The sequence below is a fragment of the Klebsiella sp. 7-CIP_Kleb. genome, assembly GCF_050378655.1.
GTDB lineage: Bacteria > Pseudomonadota > Gammaproteobacteria > Enterobacterales > Enterobacteriaceae > Klebsiella > Klebsiella quasipneumoniae.
Map to the genome: position 1 here is coordinate 172,723 of NZ_JBNRLJ010000007.1, position 18,976 is coordinate 191,698.

17 protein-coding genes and 3 tRNA genes are annotated in these 18,976 nt (G+C 58.0%); 17 read left to right on the forward strand and 3 right to left on the reverse strand.

All coding sequences use genetic code 11. The annotated features are described in order from the left end of the window. The first annotated feature begins 47 nt into the window (after window positions 1-47). Entirely contained in the window at window positions 48-593 is a 546-nt protein-coding gene (gene orn / locus ACQUTI_RS21225; RefSeq protein WP_004206435.1) for an oligoribonuclease, read from the forward strand. A 43-nt stretch (window positions 594-636) separates the two neighbouring features. On the opposite strand, the gene ACQUTI_RS21230 is transcribed toward orn, so the two are convergent. Further along, on the reverse strand, window positions 637-1,368 hold the full coding sequence (locus ACQUTI_RS21230; protein WP_043519279.1) for a transporter substrate-binding domain-containing protein: 732 nt from the start codon (window positions 1,366-1,368) through the stop codon (window positions 637-639). Between the two features lie 294 nt (window positions 1,369-1,662). Between ACQUTI_RS21230 and ACQUTI_RS21235 the strand changes: the two genes are divergently transcribed. The 3 genes from ACQUTI_RS21235 to ACQUTI_RS21245 all read left to right on the forward strand — a co-directional run bounded on the left by ACQUTI_RS21235 (window position 1,663) and on the right by ACQUTI_RS21245 (window position 2,030). Continuing rightward, window positions 1,663-1,738, forward strand: a tRNA-Gly gene (locus ACQUTI_RS21235). A 68-nt stretch (window positions 1,739-1,806) separates the two neighbouring features. Beyond that, window positions 1,807-1,882, forward strand: a tRNA-Gly gene (locus ACQUTI_RS21240). Window positions 1,883-1,954: 72 nt separating this feature from the next. After that, window positions 1,955-2,030 (forward strand) — tRNA-Gly (locus ACQUTI_RS21245). A gap of 270 nt (window positions 2,031-2,300) precedes the next feature. Here the strand turns inward: ACQUTI_RS21245 and queG are convergent. Then, window positions 2,301-3,440, reverse strand: coding sequence for a tRNA epoxyqueuosine(34) reductase QueG (queG, locus tag ACQUTI_RS21250; protein ID WP_017900602.1), 1,140 nt, complete (start codon window positions 3,438-3,440; stop codon window positions 2,301-2,303). Between the two features lie 13 nt (window positions 3,441-3,453). On the opposite strand from queG, the gene nnr reads away from it, so the two are divergent. The 9 genes from nnr (at window position 3,454) to hflC (ending at window position 13,696) form a co-directional block, all read left to right on the forward strand. After that, window positions 3,454-4,965 (forward strand): bifunctional ADP-dependent NAD(P)H-hydrate dehydratase/NAD(P)H-hydrate epimerase, encoded by a 1,512-nt coding sequence (gene nnr, locus ACQUTI_RS21255; protein ID WP_162994600.1) that lies wholly within the window; start codon window positions 3,454-3,456, stop codon window positions 4,963-4,965. After that, window positions 4,958-5,419 carry a tRNA (adenosine(37)-N6)-threonylcarbamoyltransferase complex ATPase subunit type 1 TsaE gene (gene tsaE / locus ACQUTI_RS21260; RefSeq protein ID WP_004206439.1) on the forward strand — a complete coding sequence of 154 codons (462 nt, stop codon included), beginning with the start codon at window positions 4,958-4,960 and terminating at the stop codon, window positions 5,417-5,419. The genes nnr and tsaE overlap by 8 nt, the downstream gene beginning before the upstream one ends. Before the next feature lie 16 nt (window positions 5,420-5,435). Further along, entirely contained in the window at window positions 5,436-6,791 is a 1,356-nt protein-coding gene (gene amiB / locus ACQUTI_RS21265) for an N-acetylmuramoyl-L-alanine amidase AmiB (protein ID WP_064795176.1), read from the forward strand. A 10-nt stretch (window positions 6,792-6,801) separates the two neighbouring features. Continuing rightward, on the forward strand, window positions 6,802-8,661 hold the full coding sequence (gene mutL / locus ACQUTI_RS21270; RefSeq protein ID WP_049092065.1) for a DNA mismatch repair endonuclease MutL: 1,860 nt from the start codon (window positions 6,802-6,804) through the stop codon (window positions 8,659-8,661). Next, the gene (miaA, locus tag ACQUTI_RS21275; RefSeq protein ID WP_004206442.1) at window positions 8,654-9,604 is read left to right on the forward strand and encodes a tRNA (adenosine(37)-N6)-dimethylallyltransferase MiaA; all 951 of its coding nucleotides are present in this window, start codon (window positions 8,654-8,656) and stop codon (window positions 9,602-9,604) included. Before mutL ends, miaA begins: the two co-directional genes overlap by 8 nt. Before the next feature lie 92 nt (window positions 9,605-9,696). Beyond that, window positions 9,697-10,005 (forward strand): RNA chaperone Hfq, encoded by a 309-nt coding sequence (hfq, locus tag ACQUTI_RS21280; RefSeq protein ID WP_043519288.1) that lies wholly within the window; start codon window positions 9,697-9,699, stop codon window positions 10,003-10,005. A 75-nt stretch (window positions 10,006-10,080) separates the two neighbouring features. Beyond that, a complete protein-coding gene (hflX, locus tag ACQUTI_RS21285; RefSeq protein WP_021312665.1) occupies window positions 10,081-11,361 on the forward strand; it encodes a ribosome rescue GTPase HflX in 1,281 nt (426 codons plus the stop codon). A gap of 65 nt (window positions 11,362-11,426) precedes the next feature. Continuing rightward, a complete protein-coding gene (hflK, locus tag ACQUTI_RS21290) occupies window positions 11,427-12,689 on the forward strand; it encodes an FtsH protease activity modulator HflK (protein ID WP_004206443.1) in 1,263 nt (420 codons plus the stop codon). 2 nt (window positions 12,690-12,691) lie between these two features. Beyond that, on the forward strand, window positions 12,692-13,696 hold the full coding sequence (gene hflC / locus ACQUTI_RS21295) for a protease modulator HflC (RefSeq protein ID WP_002885662.1): 1,005 nt from the start codon (window positions 12,692-12,694) through the stop codon (window positions 13,694-13,696). A gap of 80 nt (window positions 13,697-13,776) precedes the next feature. Here the strand turns inward: hflC and ACQUTI_RS21300 are convergent, their stop codons facing one another. Next, a complete protein-coding gene (locus tag ACQUTI_RS21300) occupies window positions 13,777-14,067 on the reverse strand; it encodes a hypothetical protein (RefSeq protein WP_023319562.1) in 291 nt (96 codons plus the stop codon). Between the two features lie 223 nt (window positions 14,068-14,290). Here ACQUTI_RS21300 and ACQUTI_RS21305 point away from each other — a divergent pair, with 223 nt between their 5' ends. From ACQUTI_RS21305 to rnr, 4 genes are all read left to right on the forward strand, one after another. After that, window positions 14,291-14,488, forward strand: coding sequence for a DUF2065 domain-containing protein (locus ACQUTI_RS21305; RefSeq protein WP_002885664.1), 198 nt, complete (start codon window positions 14,291-14,293; stop codon window positions 14,486-14,488). Between the two features lie 102 nt (window positions 14,489-14,590). Continuing rightward, a complete protein-coding gene (locus tag ACQUTI_RS21310) occupies window positions 14,591-15,889 on the forward strand; it encodes an adenylosuccinate synthase (RefSeq protein WP_114508596.1) in 1,299 nt (432 codons plus the stop codon). A gap of 150 nt (window positions 15,890-16,039) precedes the next feature. Continuing rightward, the gene (gene nsrR, locus ACQUTI_RS21315; protein ID WP_002885667.1) at window positions 16,040-16,465 is read left to right on the forward strand and encodes a nitric oxide-sensing transcriptional repressor NsrR; all 426 of its coding nucleotides are present in this window, start codon (window positions 16,040-16,042) and stop codon (window positions 16,463-16,465) included. Between the two features lie 36 nt (window positions 16,466-16,501). Next, a complete protein-coding gene (rnr, locus tag ACQUTI_RS21320) occupies window positions 16,502-18,940 on the forward strand; it encodes a ribonuclease R (protein WP_004206447.1) in 2,439 nt (812 codons plus the stop codon). Window positions 18,941-18,976: the final 36 nt, after the last annotated feature.

Consider the following 18,976-nt stretch of genomic DNA (forward strand, 5'->3'; position numbering starts at 1 on the left):
ACGCTATTTTAGATGAATATAGTCACGCAAGAAGGGTGGAAAATAGCATGAGTGCAAATGAAAACAACCTCATTTGGATCGATCTTGAGATGACAGGGCTGGATCCGGAGCGCGATCGCATTATCGAAATCGCCACCCTGGTGACCGATGCCAACCTGAACATTCTGGCCGAGGGGCCGACCATCGCGGTGCATCAATCGGATGCCCAGCTGGCGCTGATGGACGAGTGGAATGTGCGGACGCATACCGGCAGCGGGCTGGTGGATCGCGTGAAGGCCAGCGCCGTCAGCGAGCACGACGCCGAACTGGCGACCATTGAGTTTCTTAAGCAGTGGGTGCCGGCGGGTAAATCGCCGATCTGCGGCAACAGCATCGGCCAGGATCGTCGCTTCCTGTTTAAGTACATGCCGCAACTGGAAGCCTATTTCCACTATCGCTATCTGGACGTTAGCACGCTGAAAGAGCTGGCGCGCCGCTGGAAGCCGGAAATTCTCGACGGCTTTAAAAAGCAGGGTACCCACCAGGCGATGGACGATATCCGCGAGTCAGTCGCCGAGCTGGCTTACTACCGCGAGCATTTCATCAAGCTGTAAACCGCGACCGGGCCCTGTGCGCGGCCCGGTACACCTTTCTGCGTTATTTAAACCACTTCTGCTGCATCTGCTGGAAGTCAGGCGTCGCCATGACCGAGGTCAGGGCATCGTTGATCGCATTCAGCAGCTCCGGATCGTCTTTGCGCACCGCAATCGCATACTGCTTACCGTAATAGGCCGGGTCGGTGGCCCGTTCATCCATGATGGCGTAGTCAGGGTTCTCCTGCTGCCAGGCGTCGAGGGTGGCGAAGTCGCCCATAACGCCGGTTATTTGCCCGGCTTTTAGCGCCGCCAGGGCGCTGGCGACATCGTCGTAAGGAACAGCCTGTACGGCTTTCTGTTTATCACGCAGATAGTGCTGATGCAGTGTGCCTTTCACCACGCCGACTTTTTTGGCTTTCAGGTCGGCAAAGGTATGGGCGACATCTTTGTTGACGATCACCACCCCGGAGAGCGCCTGGCGATAGGGACGGCTGAAGGCGACCTGCTTCTCACGCATCGGGATCACTTCCATGCCGGCAATCACCGCGTCAAATTTCTTGAAGCGTAAAGCCGGGATCAGCGTATCGAAACGCTGCGCTGTGAACTGACACTGCGCCTGCATCTGCTGGCACAGGGCCTGGGCAAGATCGATATCGAAGCCGACAGGCTGATTCTTGCCGTTGGCAGTGACAAACGGCGGATTGGCCGTGCTGGTGCCAAAATGGAGCGTCTCGGCTGACGCGGTTCCGATAGCCAGCGTGCTCAGCAGCAGGACGGTGAGGACTTTTCTCATGCTAATTCCCTGTTTGGCGGCGTGGTGGCCTCGTTTTACGCCGCGCCACCGCTGTATGATGCGAGCGATTTTGCGTCATTCAGGCGGGCGGAAAAAGCGATTTTGCCCGAAATGACGCTTATTTATACAATTCAGCGGCGTAGGTGGCGAGAAAATATCCATTTAAACAAAAAACGCAAAAAAGTGATGAACAGGGGGTTGCAGGGGCATCGAATTCTCGTATAATGCGCCTCCCGTAACGACGCAGAAATGCAAATTACGACGCCATCGAAATATGGCAAAAAATGCAGTAACGCGGGAATAGCTCAGTTGGTAGAGCACGACCTTGCCAAGGTCGGGGTCGCGAGTTCGAGTCTCGTTTCCCGCTCCAAAATTTGAAAGCACCATCCTGATCAAAGGATTTCATCTCGCAGATGCGGGGCGAAAGCCGAAGATTAAGCGGGAATAGCTCAGTTGGTAGAGCACGACCTTGCCAAGGTCGGGGTCGCGAGTTCGAGTCTCGTTTCCCGCTCCAAAATTTGAATGACACACCACACCAGTCGCAGTTTTCAGGTTGCTACACGGTAGCTTGAATGACGATGATTAAGCGGGAATAGCTCAGTTGGTAGAGCACGACCTTGCCAAGGTCGGGGTCGCGAGTTCGAGTCTCGTTTCCCGCTCCAAATTTTCTTCCATCTCTTATTTATCCACAGTGCAATCCAGCGCCGGGGATGATTTTCGTTTGGTCTGCAGAAATACTGTAAACAGAGTTATCCACAGGTTGTCGTTTCGCTTCTGACGGCGTAAATGCTTCGCTTTGTAAATAATATCTTTATATCTAATTGAAATTTAACAATTAAATTTCATTTCGAAATGTTAATCCGATCACTTGACCTCGGTCTGCGCCTTGAAACTCAATGTGTTTTAGATTTTATTCACAGCCTGTGAATGAATCAGGCGTCGCGCGGCAGGCCTTTCTCTACCACCCTGACCAGACGTAATTTTTTCGGCAGCTGTACTTCGACGGCGTCGACGCTGCGCTTTTTCAGTTGCTGGGCAATCGCCCACTCAATGTGCTCGTCGAGAAGCGGGTGCTCGCCCAGGCGACTCTCCAGTGCGCGAAGATGGGCTTCATCCCAGGGCGCATTGCCCAGCGCGACGGCGATATTACGCAGCCAGCGCAGGTGACCAATGCGACGAATCGCCGACCCTTCGGTCACCTTCAGAAACCACGCTTCGCTCCAGGCGAACAGCTCCACCAGCGGCGGGGCATGCAGCGCCTGGCGCGGGCTGAAATCCTCTTCATCGGTGAGCTGTGAGAAACGGTTCCACGGGCAGATAAGCTGGCAGTCGTCGCAGCCATAGATCCGGTTGCCGATGAGCGGACGGAACTCCTCCGGAATAGCGCCTTCCAGTTCGATGGTGAGATAGGAGATGCAGCGGCGGGCGTCGACGGTATAGGGCTCAACGATGGCCCCGGTGGGGCAGATAGTCATGCAGGCGACACAGCGTCCACACTCCTCCGCGACCGGGCTGTCGACCGGCAGGGGCAGGTCAATCAGCAGTTCGCCGAGAAAAAAGAATGATCCGGCGTCGCGGCTTAAGATAAGTGAGTGCTTACCTGTCCAGCCAAGGCCCGCTTTTTCTGCAATGGGCCGTTCCAGGATAGGCGCGGAATCGACAAAAGGTCTAAAATTGAGCGAAGCACACTGTTCCTGAATCTTCTCACCCAGTTTTTTCAGGCGATTACGTAGCAGCTTATGATAATCACGCCCGAGGGCATAACGGCTGACGTAACCCAGCGCGGGATCTTTCAGGGTGCGGGCAAAGGCGGCGTTGGCGGGCAGATAATTCATCCGCACGCTGATGACGCGTAACGTACCGGGCAGCAGTTCGTGGGGGCGGGCGCGCATCATACCGTGACGGGCCATCCACTCCATTTCGCCGTGGTATTGTTTATCCAGCCATGCCTGCAGTTTGGGTTCACTGGCGCTGAGGTCGGTATCAGCGATACCGACCTGCTGGAACCCGAGCTCTGTGCCCCATTGTTTGATTTGTTGCGCTAACTGAACGAGATCGAGGGGCTGTGACATGATGGACCATACAATGACGAAAAACCCTGACAGTATACCATACAACATTTGGCCTGCGGAGGCGCTGCGCCTGGCCGAACGAGAGGCGGCGGACAGCCTGGGACTGACGCTGTTTGAACTGATGCAGCGCGCGGGCGAGGCGGCGTTCCAACTGGCCAGCCGCGCTTTTCCTGACAGCGCGCACTGGCTGATCCTCTGCGGGCATGGCAACAACGGCGGTGACGGATATGTCGTCGCGCGTCTGGCCCAGGCCGCCGGGCGGAGGGTGACGCTGCTGGCGGTAGAGAGTGACAGCCCGCTGCCGGAAGAGGCGCAGGCGGCGCGGGAGGCATGGCTTAACGCCGGCGGCGTGATCCATGCGGCCACTGTCCCCTGGCCAGACGATATCTCACTGATTATTGATGGCCTGCTCGGCACCGGGTTGCGCAGTGCGCCGCGTGAATACGTCGCGGTGCTCATTCACCAGGCGAACCACCATCCTGCGCCGGTGCTGGCTCTGGATATCCCTTCCGGCCTGAACGCGCAGACCGGCGCGACGCCGGGGGCGGTCATTCAGGCCGACCATACGCTGACGTTTATCGCGCTCAAACCGGGGCTGCTGACCGGCAAGGCGCGGGATGTCGTCGGGCAGCTCCACCATCATGCGCTGGGGCTTGAGCGCTGGCTCGCCGGGCAAAGTACCCCCCTGACGCGGTTTTGCGCCGCCCACCTTGCCGACTGGCTGCCGCCGCGCCGGGCCACCTCCCATAAGGGCGATCACGGCAAGCTGGCGATCGTCGGCGGCGATCGCGGCACGGCAGGCGCGATTCGCATGTGCGGTGAAGCGGCTTTACGCGCCGGCGCAGGGCTGGTGCGAGTACTTACTCACCCGGAGAACGTGGCGCCTATTATCACCGCCCGGCCGGAATTAATGGTGGATGAGCTGACGCCGCAGACCCTGAAAGCCGCGCTGGAATGGGCGGAGGTGGTGGCGATTGGCCCAGGTCTGGGGCAGAACGAGTGGGGACGCAGCGCCCTGCGCATGGTGGAAAGGGTTAACAAACCGATGGTCTGGGACGCCGATGCGCTGAACCTGCTGGCATTCAATCCCGATAAACGTCACAATCGCGTGCTGACGCCGCACCCCGGCGAAGCGGCCCGTCTGCTGAATATCAGCGTGGCAGAAATTGAAAGCGATCGCTTACTTTCTGCGCAGCGTCTGGTAAAACGGTATGGCGGCGTGGTCGTGCTGAAAGGCGCGGGCACGGTGGTGGCCAGTGAAAGCGGGGCGATGGGCATTATCGACGCCGGCAATGCCGGGATGGCCAGCGGCGGCATGGGCGATGTGCTCACTGGCATCATCGCCGCATTGTTAGGACAGCACCTGACGCCGTATGATGCTGCCTGTGCCGGGTGCGTCGCTCATGGCGATGCCGCCGACCGACTGGCCGCCCGCGAGGGCACCCGCGGCATGCTGGCGACCGATCTCTTTTCCACGCTCAAGCGTGTTGTTAACCCGGATGTGATTGACGTAGACCATGATTAACCGAGTGATTCCTTTACCCGATGAGCAGGCCACGCTGGCCCTGGGCGACCGTATTGCGCAGGCCTGTACCGGCGCCACCGTGATTTACCTTTATGGTGACTTAGGCGCGGGAAAAACCACCTTTAGCCGCGGCTTTTTACAGGCGCTCGGTCACCGCGGCAATGTCAAAAGCCCAACTTATACCCTGGTGGAACCGTATACCCTCGACAAGCTGATGGTGTATCACTTCGATCTCTACCGCCTGGCGGATCCTGAGGAGCTGGAATTTATGGGGATCCGCGATTATTTTGCCGACGATGCCATCTGCCTGGTGGAATGGCCGCAGCAAGGCGCAGGTGTCCTGCCTGACCCGGACGTTGAAATTCACCTTGATTACCAGGCACAAGGGCGTGAGGCGCGCATTACCGCGATCTCCTCACGGGGTGAGTCTTTACTGGCACGTTTAGCCATTTAGCCTGAAGGATGACGGGATGAAGTATCGCATAACCACCTGGCTTGCCGCTGCGCTGATGCTGTCGAGTCTTCACGCCACTGCGGCGAGTTTATCCGATATCCAGGTCTCCAACGGAGACCAGCAGGCCCGTATTACTCTTAGCTTTGTCGGTGAACCGGAGTACTCTTTTACCCCCCAGGGCAAACGACTGGTGGCGCTGGATATCAAACAGACCGGCGTATTGCAGGGACTGCCGCTGAAATTTAGCGGCAGCAACCTGGTGAAGAGCATTCGTGCCGGTACGCCGCAGGATTCGCAGACGCTGCGTCTGTTGGTGGATCTGACGGAAGATGGCAAAACCCGGGCGGTGAAGCAACAGAACGGGGCGAATTACACGGTGGTCTTTACCATCAACGCCGACGCGCCGCCGCCGCCGCCGCCACCTCCTGTGGTGGTGAAACGGGCCGACCCGCCGCCGGTGATGCCTTCCCGGACGGTGACGTCAGGGCGTAACCCGTTCAGCTCGTCGGGTCATGAACGGCAGACGGTGATGACCTCCTCTCAGCCGGCGATGACCAACAATCAGACCGTGACCCGTCCGGCGGCCCGCACGGTGTCGGCGGATGACAAAGTCATTATCGCCATCGATGCCGGGCACGGCGGCCAGGATCCTGGCGCGATTGGCCCGAACGGCACCAAAGAGAAGAACGTGACTATCGCTATCGCGCGCAAGCTGCGGGCGCTGCTGAACGCCGATCCGCAGTTTAAGCCGGTGCTGACCCGTGACGGGGATTACTTTATTTCGGTAATGGGACGCTCGGATGTGGCGCGTAAGCAAAATGCCAACTTCCTCGTCTCAATCCATGCTGACGCCGCGCCAAACCGCGACGCCACCGGCGCCTCGGTATGGGTGCTCTCTAACCGTCGCGCCAACAGTGAAATGGCCGGCTGGCTGGAACAGCATGAGAAACAGTCTGAACTGCTCGGCGGCGCGGGCGATGTGCTGGCGAACAGCCAGGCCGATCCCTACCTGAGCCAGGCGGTGTTGGATCTGCAGTTCGGTCACTCCCAACGCGTCGGCTACGATGTCGCGACCAACGTGCTCAGCCAGCTGCAGCGGATTGGCAATCTGCATAAACGCCGTCCGGAGCATGCCAGCCTCGGCGTACTGCGCTCGCCGGACATTCCGTCGATCCTCGTGGAAACGGGCTTCATCAGTAACAACGGGGAAGAACGGCTGCTGGGCAGCGATGATTACCAGGAGCAGATTGCGGAGGCGATTTATAACGGTCTGCGCAACTACTTTATGCAGCATCCGCTGCAGTCGGCGCCTCGCGGCGAGGCGGCGCAGACCGCCAGCGCCGCCTCGCCGGGCGGGATGTTGATTAACTAAGGAGCAGGGGATGCCGATTCAGGTTCTGCCGCCGCAGCTCGCCAACCAGATTGCCGCCGGCGAGGTGGTGGAGCGGCCCGCGTCGGTGGTGAAAGAGCTGGTTGAGAACAGTCTTGATGCGGGCGCCACGCGGATTGACATTGATATCGAACGCGGCGGCGCGAAGCTTATTCGCATCCGCGATAACGGCAGCGGCATCAAAAAAGACGAGCTGGCGTTGGCCCTGGCTCGTCATGCGACCAGCAAGATCGCCTCGCTCGACGATCTCGAAGCCATTATCAGCCTCGGTTTTCGCGGCGAAGCGCTGGCCAGTATCAGTTCGGTGGCGCGCCTGACGCTCACTTCGCGGACGGCGGAACAGCAGGAAGCCTGGCAGGCGTATGCCGAAGGCCGCGATCAGGCGGTGACGGTGAAGCCGGCGGCGCACCCGGTCGGCACTACCCTTGAAGTCCTCGATCTGTTCTACAACACCCCGGCGCGGCGCAAATTTATGCGCACCGAAAAGACCGAGTTCGGCCACATTGACGAGGTGGTGCGCCGCATTGCGCTGGCGCGATTCGACGTCACCATCAACCTCAGCCATAACGGCAAGGTGATGCGCCAGTATCGGGCAGTCGCTCAGGATGGCCAGCGGGAGCGGCGGTTGGGAACCATCTGTGGCGCCGCCTTTCTTGAACATGCCCTGGCGATCGAGTGGCAGCATGGCGATCTGACCCTGCGCGGCTGGGTCGCCGATCCGCTGCATACCACCCCTGCGCTGGCGGAAATTCAGTATTGCTACGTTAACGGGCGGATGATGCGCGACCGGCTGATCAACCACGCTATCCGCCAGGCCTGTGAAGACAAACTGGGGGCCGATCAGCAGCCGGCGTTTGTGCTGTATCTGGAGATCGATCCCCATCAGGTGGATGTGAACGTCCACCCGGCCAAGCATGAGGTGCGTTTCCATCAGTCGCGCCTGGTGCATGACTTTATCTACCAGGGCGTACTGAGCGTGCTGCAGCAGCAGCTTGACGCGCCGCTGGCGGAAAAAGACGACCCGCCGGCGCCCCGTGCGATGCCGGAGAACCGGATCGCGGCGGGCGGCAACCAGTTTGCGCGGCCGTCGGAAGCGCGTGAACCGGCAACCCGTTTCAGCATCACGCCATCGCGTGAGTCTGCGGCCTCCAGCGGCAGGCCGGGCGGCGCGAGCTGGCCGCACGCGCAGCCGGGTTACCAGAAGCAGCAAGGGGCGCTTTATCGTCAGTTGCTCGACACGCCAACGGCGCCAAAGCCCGCGTTACAGACTCCGGCCACGGCGGAACTGGCCGGTCACAGCCAGAGCTTTGGCAGAGTGCTGACGATTGTGAGCCGCGACTGCGCGCTGCTCGAGCGCGAGGGCGGCCTGGCGCTGCTGTCGTTGACCGTTGCCGAGCGCTGGCTGCGCCAGGCGCAGTTGACCCCGGGAGCAGAGGCCGTCTGTGCCCAGCCGCTGCTGATCCCCCTGCGGTTAAAAGTGACGGAAGGGGAAAAACAGGCGCTGGCCGCCGCGCATCCGGCGCTGACGCAGCTGGGGATCGATATGCATACCGATGCCCTGCACGTGACGGTGCGCGCGGTCCCTTTACCCTTAAGACAACAAAATTTACAAATCTTGATTCCTGAACTGATAGGCTACCTGGCGCAGCAAAACGCATTCGACGTCGGCAATATCGCCCAATGGATGGCGCGTAATCTGACGAGCGAACAGACGTCATGGAATATGGCGCAGGCGATTGCGCTGCTGGCGGACGTTGAGCGTCTTTGCCCGCAGCTGGTGAGAACGCCGCCGGGTGGCCTGTTACAACCTGTAGATCTCCATTCGGCGATGAATGCCCTGAAAGATGAATGATGTAACCGAGGCGAGCCTGCCCAAGGCAATTTTTTTAATGGGCCCGACGGCCTCCGGCAAAACCGCGCTGGCGATAGCCTTACGTAAAGTTTTGCCAGTAGAGTTGATTAGTGTTGATTCCGCCCTCATTTATCGGGGAATGGATATTGGCACCGCCAAACCGGATGCCGCAGAGCTTAGCGCTGCGCCGCACCGGCTGCTGGATATTTTGGATCCTGCAGAGGCCTATTCCGCGGCGGATTTTCGCCGCGATGCGCTGGCGGCGATGGCGGAAATTGTCGCCGCCGGGCGAATTCCGCTGTTAGTCGGCGGGACGATGTTGTATTTCAAAGCGTTGCTGGAAGGATTGTCGCCCTTACCGTCCGCTGACCCAGAGGTCAGAGCGCGGATTGAGCAACAGGCCGCAGAGCAGGGGTGGAACGCGTTACATCAGCAGTTACAGGAGATCGATCCCGTAGCGGCTGCGCGTATTCATCCAAATGATCCGCAAAGGCTTTCCCGGGCACTGGAAGTTTTTTTCATTTCGGGTAAAACTTTAACGGAACTGACGCAAACGTCAGGAGACGCTCTGCCATATCAGGTGCATCAGTTCGCCATCGCCCCGGCGAGCCGTGAACTGCTCCATCAACGCATAGAACAGCGTTTTCATCAGATGTTAGCTTCAGGTTTTGAAGCAGAAGTACGGGCGCTTTTTGCCCGCGGAGATTTGCATACGGATATGCCTTCCATCCGTTGTGTCGGATACCGCCAGATGTGGTCATATCTCAATGGCGAGATCCCATATGATGAGATGGTTTATCGAGGTGTTTGCGCCACGAGACAGTTAGCCAAACGTCAGGTCACCTGGCTGCGCGGTTGGGAAGGTGTGCATTGGTTAGACAGTGAACAACCTGAACAAGCGCTCAACAAAGTATTACAGGTTGTTGGTGCGAGCCAGAACTGAACGTGTACAATTAAACGGTATCGTGCGTAATTTTTTTTGAGAATCGTAAGGTTCTGAGTACAAAACAAGCATACATATAAGGAAAAGAGAGAATGGCTAAGGGGCAATCTTTACAAGATCCGTTCCTGAACGCTTTGCGTCGGGAACGCGTTCCGGTTTCTATTTATTTGGTGAATGGTATCAAGCTGCAAGGGCAAATTGAGTCTTTCGATCAGTTCGTGATCCTGTTGAAGAACACGGTCAGCCAGATGGTCTATAAGCACGCAATTTCTACTGTTGTCCCGTCTCGCCCGGTGTCTCACCACAGCAACAATGCTGGCGGCGGTTCCAGTAACTATCACCACGGTGGTAGCGCGCAGAGCTCTTCTGCGCCGCAACAAGACAGCGACGACGCCGAATAAGGCTAGTGCTGTTTTTCCACGCCGGGGAGCCAGGTTTTCTGCGTTCCCCGCTGGTATTTTATAAGGGGTTTACGCTTGTTTGACCGTTATGACGCCGGTGAGCAGGCGGTACTGGTACACATCTATTTTTCGCAAGACAAAGATATGGAAGATCTCCAGGAGTTTGAAACTCTGGCCTCTTCCGCCGGTGTCGAAGCAATGCAGGTGATTACCGGTAGCCGTAAAGCACCGCACCCGAAGTATTTTGTTGGTGAAGGTAAGGCAGTCGAAATTGCGGAAGCCGTTAAAGCGACCGGCGCTTCGGTCGTGCTCTTCGATCATGCCCTGAGTCCGGCGCAAGAACGCAACCTGGAACGCCTGTGCGAATGCCGGGTTATCGATCGTACCGGTCTTATTTTAGATATTTTCGCTCAGCGCGCGCGCACCCATGAAGGGAAACTGCAGGTCGAGCTGGCGCAGCTGCGCCATATGGCGACCCGCCTTGTCCGCGGCTGGACCCACCTTGAAAGACAAAAGGGCGGGATCGGTTTGCGTGGCCCGGGTGAAACCCAGCTCGAAACTGACCGTCGTTTATTGCGTAACCGCATCATGCAGATCCTGTCGCGGCTGGAAAAAGTCGAAAAACAGCGTGAGCAGGGGCGGCGGTCGCGCGCGAAAGCCGATATTCCAACCGTGTCGCTGGTGGGCTACACCAACGCCGGAAAATCAACGCTCTTTAACCAGATCACCGCCGCCGAGGTCTATGCCGCGAACCAGCTGTTCGCGACCCTGGACCCGACGCTGCGCCGCATTGACGTCCCTGACGTCGGCGAAACGGTGCTGGCCGATACCGTCGGCTTTATTCGCCACCTGCCGCACGATCTGGTGGCCGCGTTTAAAGCGACGTTGCAGGAGACGCGTCAGGCGACGCTGCTGCTGCATGTGATTGACGCTGCGGATGTCCGCGTGCAGGAAAACATTGATGCGGTAAATACGGTTCTCGCTGAAATTGAGGCCGATGAGATCCCGGCGCTGCTGGTGATGAACAAAATCGACATGCTGGACGATTTTGAACCGCGCATCGATCGCAACGATGAAAATAAACCGATTCGGGTCTGGCTTTCCGCTCAGACCGGGGTTGGCGTACCACTGCTTTTTCAGGCGTTAACGGAGCGCCTTTCCGGTGAAGTGGCCCAGCATACGCTGCGCTTACCGCCGAAAGAAGGGCGACTGAGAAGCCGTTTCTATCAGCTTCAGGCGATAGAAAAAGAGTGGATGGAGGATGACGGCAGCGTGAGTCTGCAGGTGCGCATGCCGATCGTTGACTGGCGGCGCCTCTGTAAGCAAGAGCCAACGCTTGTTGACTATGTGGTTTGACCTTGCAGCTTGCCTGAAGATATTGACCCCTGTGGGGATATCAAAAACAAATATGGAGCATATACATGGCGTGGAATCAGCCCGGTAATAACGGACAGGACCGCGACCCGTGGGGGAGCAGCAAACCTGGCGGCAACTCTGAGGGAAATGGCAACAAAGGCGGTCGCGAGCAGGGGCCGCCGGATCTGGATGATATCTTCCGCAAGTTAAGTAAAAAACTTGGCGGGCTCGGCGGCGGCAAGGGCGGACTGGGCGGCGGCAATAGCGCGCAGGGACCTCGCGGACCGATGGGCGGGCGTATTGTCGGCATCGTTGCCGCGGCGGCAGTGATTATCTGGGCGGCCAGCGGTTTCTATACTATTAAAGAAGCCGAACGCGGCGTGGTCACCCGCTTTGGTAAGTTCAGCCATCTGGTTGAGCCGGGCCTGAACTGGAAGCCGACCTTTATCGATAACGTGCAGGCGGTGAACGTGGAGTCAGTACGCGAACTGGCGGCGTCCGGCGTCATGCTGACCTCTGACGAAAACGTGGTACGCGTTGAGATGAACGTGCAGTACCGCGTCACCGATCCGGAGCGCTACCTGTTTAGCGTCACCAGCGCGGATGACAGCCTGCGTCAGGCTACCGACAGCGCGCTGCGCGGGGTGATCGGTAAATATACCATGGATCGCATTCTGACCGAAGGCCGTACCGTGATCCGTAGCGATACCCAGCGTGAGCTGGAAGAGACGATTCGCCCGTACAACATGGGTATCACTCTGCTGGACGTCAACTTCCAGACGGCGCGTCCGCCGGAAGAGGTGAAGGCCGCGTTTGACGATGCCATTGCCGCGCGTGAGAACGAGCAGCAGTACATTCGTGAAGCGGAAGCGTATACCAACGAAGTCCAGCCGCGGGCGAATGGTCAGGCGCAGCGTATCCTCGAAGAGGCACGCGCCTATAAGACCCAGACCGTTCTGGAAGCCCAGGGTGAAGTGGCTCGCTTTGCGAAGATCCTGCCGGAATACAAAGCCGCGCCGGAAATTACCCGCGAGCGTCTGTATATCGAAACCATGGAAAAAGTGCTGAGCCACACCCGTAAAGTGCTGGTCAATGACAGCAAAAACGGCAATCTGATGGTTCTGCCGCTGGACCAGATGCTGAAAGGCGCCGCTGCGCCGGCTGCAAAGAGCGATAGCAGTGACGCCAGCGATCTGCTGCGCCTGCCGCCTGCATCCAGCACTGGCAGCGCCAGCACCTCATCAACCTCGAGCTCAACCGGGGGTAGCATTATGGACCAACGCCGCGCTAACGCGCAGCGTAACGACTACCAGCGTCAGGGGGAATAACGATGCGTAAATCTGTTATCGCGATCATTGTCATCGTGCTGGTAGTGCTCTACATGTCAGTCTTTGTCGTGAAGGAAGGCGAGCGCGGTATCACGCTGCGTTTCGGTAAAGTTCTGCGCGACGACGAAAATAAGCCGCTGGTGTATGCGCCAGGCCTGCACTTCAAGATCCCGTTTATCGAATCGGTGAAGATGCTGGATGCGCGTATTCAGACCATGGACAACCAGGCTGACCGTTTCGTCACCAAAGAGAAGAAAGACCTGATCGTCGACTCCTACATCAAATGGCGTATCAGCGACTTCAGCCGTTACTACCTGGCCACCGGCGGCGGCGACGTCTCCCAGGCCGAGGTGCTGCTGAAGCGTAAATTCTCGGACCGTCTGCGTTCTGAAATTGGTCGTCTGGATGTGAAAGACATCGTCACCGATTCCCGTGGCCGCCTGACGCTGGAAGTGCGTGATGCGCTGAACTCAGGGTCGGCCGGTACGGAAGACGAGGTTAGCACGCCGGCGGCTGACGATGCGATTGCCAAAGCGGCAGAGCGCGTGGAGGCGGAAACCAACGGCAAAGTGCAGGTGATCAACCCGAACAGTATGGCGGCGCTGGGTATTGAAGTGGTCGACGTGCGTATCAAACAGATCAACCTGCCGGCGGAAGTGTCGGAAGCGATCTATAACCGTATGCGCGCGGAGCGTGAAGCGGTTGCCCGTCGTCACCGTTCACAGGGCCAGGAAGAGGCAGAAAAACTGCGCGCGACCGCGGACTATGAAGTCACCAAGACGCTGGCGGAAGCCGAGCGACAGGGTCGTATCCTGCGTGGTGAAGGCGATGCGGAATCGGCAAAACTGTTTGCCGACGCGTTCAGTCAGGATCCAGGCTTCTATTCCTTTATTCGTAGCCTGCGCGCCTATGAGAAGAGCTTCCAGAGCAATCAGGATGTCATGGTCCTGAGCCCGGATAGCGATTTCTTCCGCTATATGCGTTCACCGGATTCGGCGCGTAAATAAGCCGGAGAGGGTGTAAACCTGAAGTGTCAACGCGAAAAGGCGCCTGAAACAGGCGCCTTTTTCATACTCTGAGGGCGGAATTAATTGCCGAGCAGCTTGTTCAGCAGGCCACCGATCAGCGGCAGGCTCGCCAGCGTACTTTCGATGGTGCCGCCGATGGTGGTGCCAACGCTTTTGCCCAGAGTTTGCCCCAGGTCCGGCGCCAGATCGGCCAGATTAATGGTGCCAATCAGCGGCAGGTTGATGCTCAGGGCATCGGTGCCCATCGTCCATACGGCGGCACCAACCTTACTGCCTAAGGTTGCCAGGCCATCCTGTAACCAGCCAGCGCCGCTCACATTTTCGATTTCAACTGCGGTTAATTCTCTCATGATAATCTTCCTGATTATGTAGACGTACCGGGTTGTAGTACGCGACGGCATAGTTGCAATTTAAAAAATAGACAGCAATACAAATGGTTATGAATTTTGTTTCACCTTTCCGGTTCATAATGAAGAGGAAATACGGGACAATGTGAATTGAGTGAATGCATTCACTATGCTGGCCGATGACGCCTGCGAAGGCGGCGATAATAATTTTCAATTAGGGTTGACGATGAACTCCACCATTTGGCTGGCGCTGGCGCTGGTTTTAGTACTCGAAGGGCTTGGCCCGCTACTTTATCCGCGAGCCTGGCGCAAGATGGTCGCCAGCCTGAGCCAGCTTCCGGATAATTTATTGCGGCGCTTTGGCGGCGGACTTGTGGTTGCCGGGATTGTGATCTACTACATGTTGAGGAAATCGATTGGCTGATCAAAAAGTGGTCGGATTTGCCTTATTTTGGATGCAAAAAGTGCTGTAACTCTGAAAAAGCGATGGTAGAATCCATTTTTAAGCAAACGGTGATTTTGAAAAATGGGTAACAACGTCGTCGTACTGGGCACCCAATGGGGTGACGAAGGTAAAGGGAAGATCGTCGATCTCCTGACAGAACGGGCTAAATATGTTGTGCGCTACCAGGGTGGTCACAACGCCGGCCATACTCTCGTAATCAACGGTGAAAAAACCGTTCTCCATCTTATTCCATCAGGCATTCTGCGTGAAAACGTCACCAGCATCATCGGTAACGGCGTCGTGCTGTCTCCGGCTGCGCTGATGAAAGAGATGAAGGGCCTGGAAGACCGTGGTATCCCGGTTCGCGAGCGTCTGCTGCTCTCTGAAGCCTGCCCGCTTATCCTTGACTATCACGTGGCGCTGGACGTGGCGCGTGAAAAAGCGCGCGGCGCGAAGGCGATCGGCACCACCGGTCGCGGCATCGGCCCGGCTTACGAAGATAAAGTCGCTCGTCGCGGTCTGCGCGTTGGCGATCTGTTCGATAAAGCAACCTTCGCCGATAAACTGAAAGAAGTGATGGAATATCACAACTTCCAGCTGGTGAACTTCTACAAAGCAGAAGCGGTTGACTACCAGAAAGTGCTGGACGATGTGATGGCGATTGCCGACATCCTGACCGGCCTGGTGGTAGACGTTTCCGACCTGCTGGATCAGGCGCGTAAACGTGGCGACTTCGTAATGTTCGAAGGCGCACAGGGCACGCTGCTGGATATCGACCACGGTACCTATCCGTACGTAACCTCTTCCAATACCACCGCGGGTGGCGTGGCGACCGGCTCCGGCCTGGGCCCGCGTTATGTGGATTACGTTCTGGGTATCATCAAAGCTTACTCGACTCGCGTCGGCGCGGGTCCGTTCCCGACCGAGCTGTTTGATGAGACCGGCGAGTTCCTCTGCAAGCAGGGTAACGAATTCGGCGCCACCACCGGTCGTCGTCGTCGTACCGGCTGGCTGGACGCTGTCGCGGTTCGTCGCGCGGTGCAGATTAACTCCCTGTCCGGCTTCTGCCTGACTAAACTGGACGTCCTCGACGGCCTGAAAGAAGTGAAAATCTGCGTCGGCTACCGTATGCCGGATGGCCGCGAAGTGACCACCACTCCGCTGGCAGCCGACAACTGGGAAGGTATCGAGCCTATCTACGAAACCATGCCGGGCTGGTCTGAAACCACCTTCGGCGTGAAAGAGCGCAGCGGCCTGCCGCAGGCAGCGCTGAACTACATCCAGCGTATTGAAGAGCTGACCGGCGTACCGGTTGATATCATCTCTACTGGTCCAGACCGTTCCGAGACCATGATTCTGCGCGACCCGTTCGACGCATAATCACTCGCAAGGGGCGCCGTTCAGGCGCCCTTGTTTTTGCTGTTCGCCCGCCCCATTTTAAATAAATTAGCGGCCTGAGCGCTGGCTGGTTTATCATCAATAATAATGATGTCGCTCGACATACCCTGTTTTCTTTTCCCTGAGGTTTATGTGCAGTTAACGAGTTTCACCGATTACGGACTACGGGCGCTGATTTATATGGCGTCGCTGCCGGAAGGACGGATGACCAGTATCTCGGAAGTAACCGAGGTCTATGGCGTCTCCCGTAATCATATGGTTAAAATAATCAATCAGTTAAGTCGCATGGGCTATGTGACTGCCGTGCGGGGGAAGAACGGGGGCATTCGCCTCGGCAAACCAGCTGGACAGATCCGCGTCGGTGACGTGGTACGCGACCTGGAACCCTTATCGCTGGTCAACTGCAGCAGCGAGTTTTGCCACATTACTCCAGCCTGTCGTCTGAAACAGGCACTAGCTGAAGCCGCGCAGAGTTTTCTCAAGGAACTGGATAACTATACGCTGGCTGATTTGGTTGAGAAGAATCAACCGCTTTATAAATTATTGCTGGTGGAGTGACGCCACTCTGCCGGAGATGACAACGGAGGAACCGATATGTCACAAGATCCATTCCAGGAACGCGAAGCTGAGAAGTACGCGAACCCAATCCCGAGCCGGGAATTTATCCTCGAACATTTAACCAAACGGGAAAAGCCCGCCAGCCGCGATGAGCTGGCCATCGAGTTAAATATTGAGGGCGAAGAGCAAACCGAAGCGCTGCGCCGCCGCCTGCGCGCGATGGAACGCGACGGTCAGCTGGTCTTCACCCGCCGTCAGTGCTATGCGCTGCCGGAGCGCCTTGATCTCCTCAAAGGAACCGTTATTGGTCACCGTGATGGCTATGGTTTCCTGCGTGTTGAAGGGCGCAAAGACGATCTGTATCTGTCGTCAGAGCAGATGAAAACCTGTATTCATGGCGATCAGGTGCTGGCCCAACCGCTGGGCGCGGACCGCAAGGGCCGCCGCGAAGCGCGCATCGTCCGCGTCCTGGTGCCGAAAACCAGCCAGATTGTTGGCCGCTACTTTACCGACGCTGGCGTCGGTTTCGTTGTCCCGGACGACAGTCGCCTGAGCTTCGATATCCTGATCCCGCCGGAAGAGATTATGGGCGCGCGGATGGGCTACGTGGTGGTGGTCGAGCTGACCCAGCGCCCGACCCGCCGCACCAAAGCCGTGGGGAAAATCGTCGAAGTGCTGGGCGACAACATGGGTACCGGCATGGCTGTCGATATGGCGCTGCGCACCCATGAAATTCCGTACGTTTGGCCGCCGGCGGTGGAAAATCAGGTTTCCGGCCTGAAAGAGCAGGTGCCGGAAGAGGCGAAAGCCGGGCGCGTCGATCTGCGCTCCCTGCCGCTGGTCACTATTGACGGTGAAGATGCCCGCGACTTCGATGACGCAGTGTACTGCGAGAAGAAACGCGGCGGCGGCTGGCGCCTGTGGGTAGCCATTGCCGACGTCAGCTACTACGTGCGTCCGGGGACGCCGCTGGACGCGGAAGCGCGCAGCCGTGGAACCTCGGTCTACTTCCCGTCGCAGGTGGTACCGATGCTGCCGGAAGTGTTGTCTAACGGTCTGTGCTCGCTGAACCCGCAGGTCGATCGCCTGTGCATGGTATGCGAGATGACGATTTCGTCAAAAGGCCGTCTGACCGGTTATAAATTCTATGAAGCGGTGATGAGTTCACATGCTCGCCTGACCTATACCAAGGTGTGGCATATACTGCAGGGCGACCAGGAGCTGCGCGAGCACTACGCGCCGCTGGTGAAGCATATTGAAGAACTGCATAACCTCTACAAGGTGCTGGATGGCGCCCGCGAAGAGCGCGGCGGTATCTCATTTGAAAGTGAAGAAGCTAAATTCATCTTCAACGCCGAGCGCCGTATCGAGCGTATCGAACAGACCCAGCGGAACGATGCGCACAAGCTGATTGAAGAGTGCATGATCCTGGCGAACATCTCCGCCGCGCGCTTCGTTGAGAAGGCGCAGGAGCCGGCGCTGTTCCGTATCCACGATAAACCGAGCACCGAGGCGATTACCGCGTTCCGCAGCGTGCTGGCGGAGCTGGGGCTGGAACTGCCTGGCGGCAACAAGCCGGAGCCGCGCGATTACGCCGAACTGCTGACCTCCATCGCCGATCGCCCGGATGCGGAAATGCTTCAGACGATGCTCCTGCGGTCGATGAAGCAGGCGGTCTACGATCCGGAAAACCGCGGGCACTTTGGCCTCGCGCTGCAGTCCTATGCCCACTTCACCTCGCCGATCCGTCGTTACCCGGATCTGTCGCTGCACCGCGCCATCAAATATCTGCTGGCCAAAGAGCAGGGGCATAAAGGCAACAGCACGGAGACCGGCGGCTGGCACTACAGCATGGAAGAGATGCTGCAGCTGGGCGAGCACTGCTCGATGACCGAACGCCGCGCTGATGAAGCGACGCGCGAAGTCTCCGACTGGCTGAAGTGCGACTTCATGCAGGATCAGGTAGGCAACATCTTCTCCGGGGTTATCGCCAGCGTGACCGGCTTTGGCTTCTTCGTCCGTCTCAACGATCTGTTTATCGACGGCCTGGTGCATGTTTCCTCTCTGGATAACGACTACTATCGTTTCGACCAGGTGGGGCAGCGTCTGATCGGCGAGTCCGGCGGGCAGACTTATCGCCTGGGCGACCGCGTGGAAGTCCGTGTGGAAGCGGTCAACATGGACGAGCGTAAAATCGACTTTACCCTAATCTCCAGCGAGCGCGCGCCGCGTAATGTCGGCAAAACCGCCCGTGAGAAAGCGAAAAAGAGCACCTCCGGCAAACCGGGCGGCCGTCGTCGTCAGGTCGGTAAGCAGGTGAACTTCGAGCCGGACAGCGCGTTCCGCAAAGAAAAAGACCAGGCGAAAGCGAAGCCGAAAGGCGAGAAGAAAGCGAAAAAACCGTCGGCGAAAACGCAGAAAATCGCCGCCGCCACCAAAGCCAAGCGCGCGGCAAAGAAGAAAAGCGCCGAGTGATTGACCACCCTTCATCCTGAAGTCTGCTGACGCAGG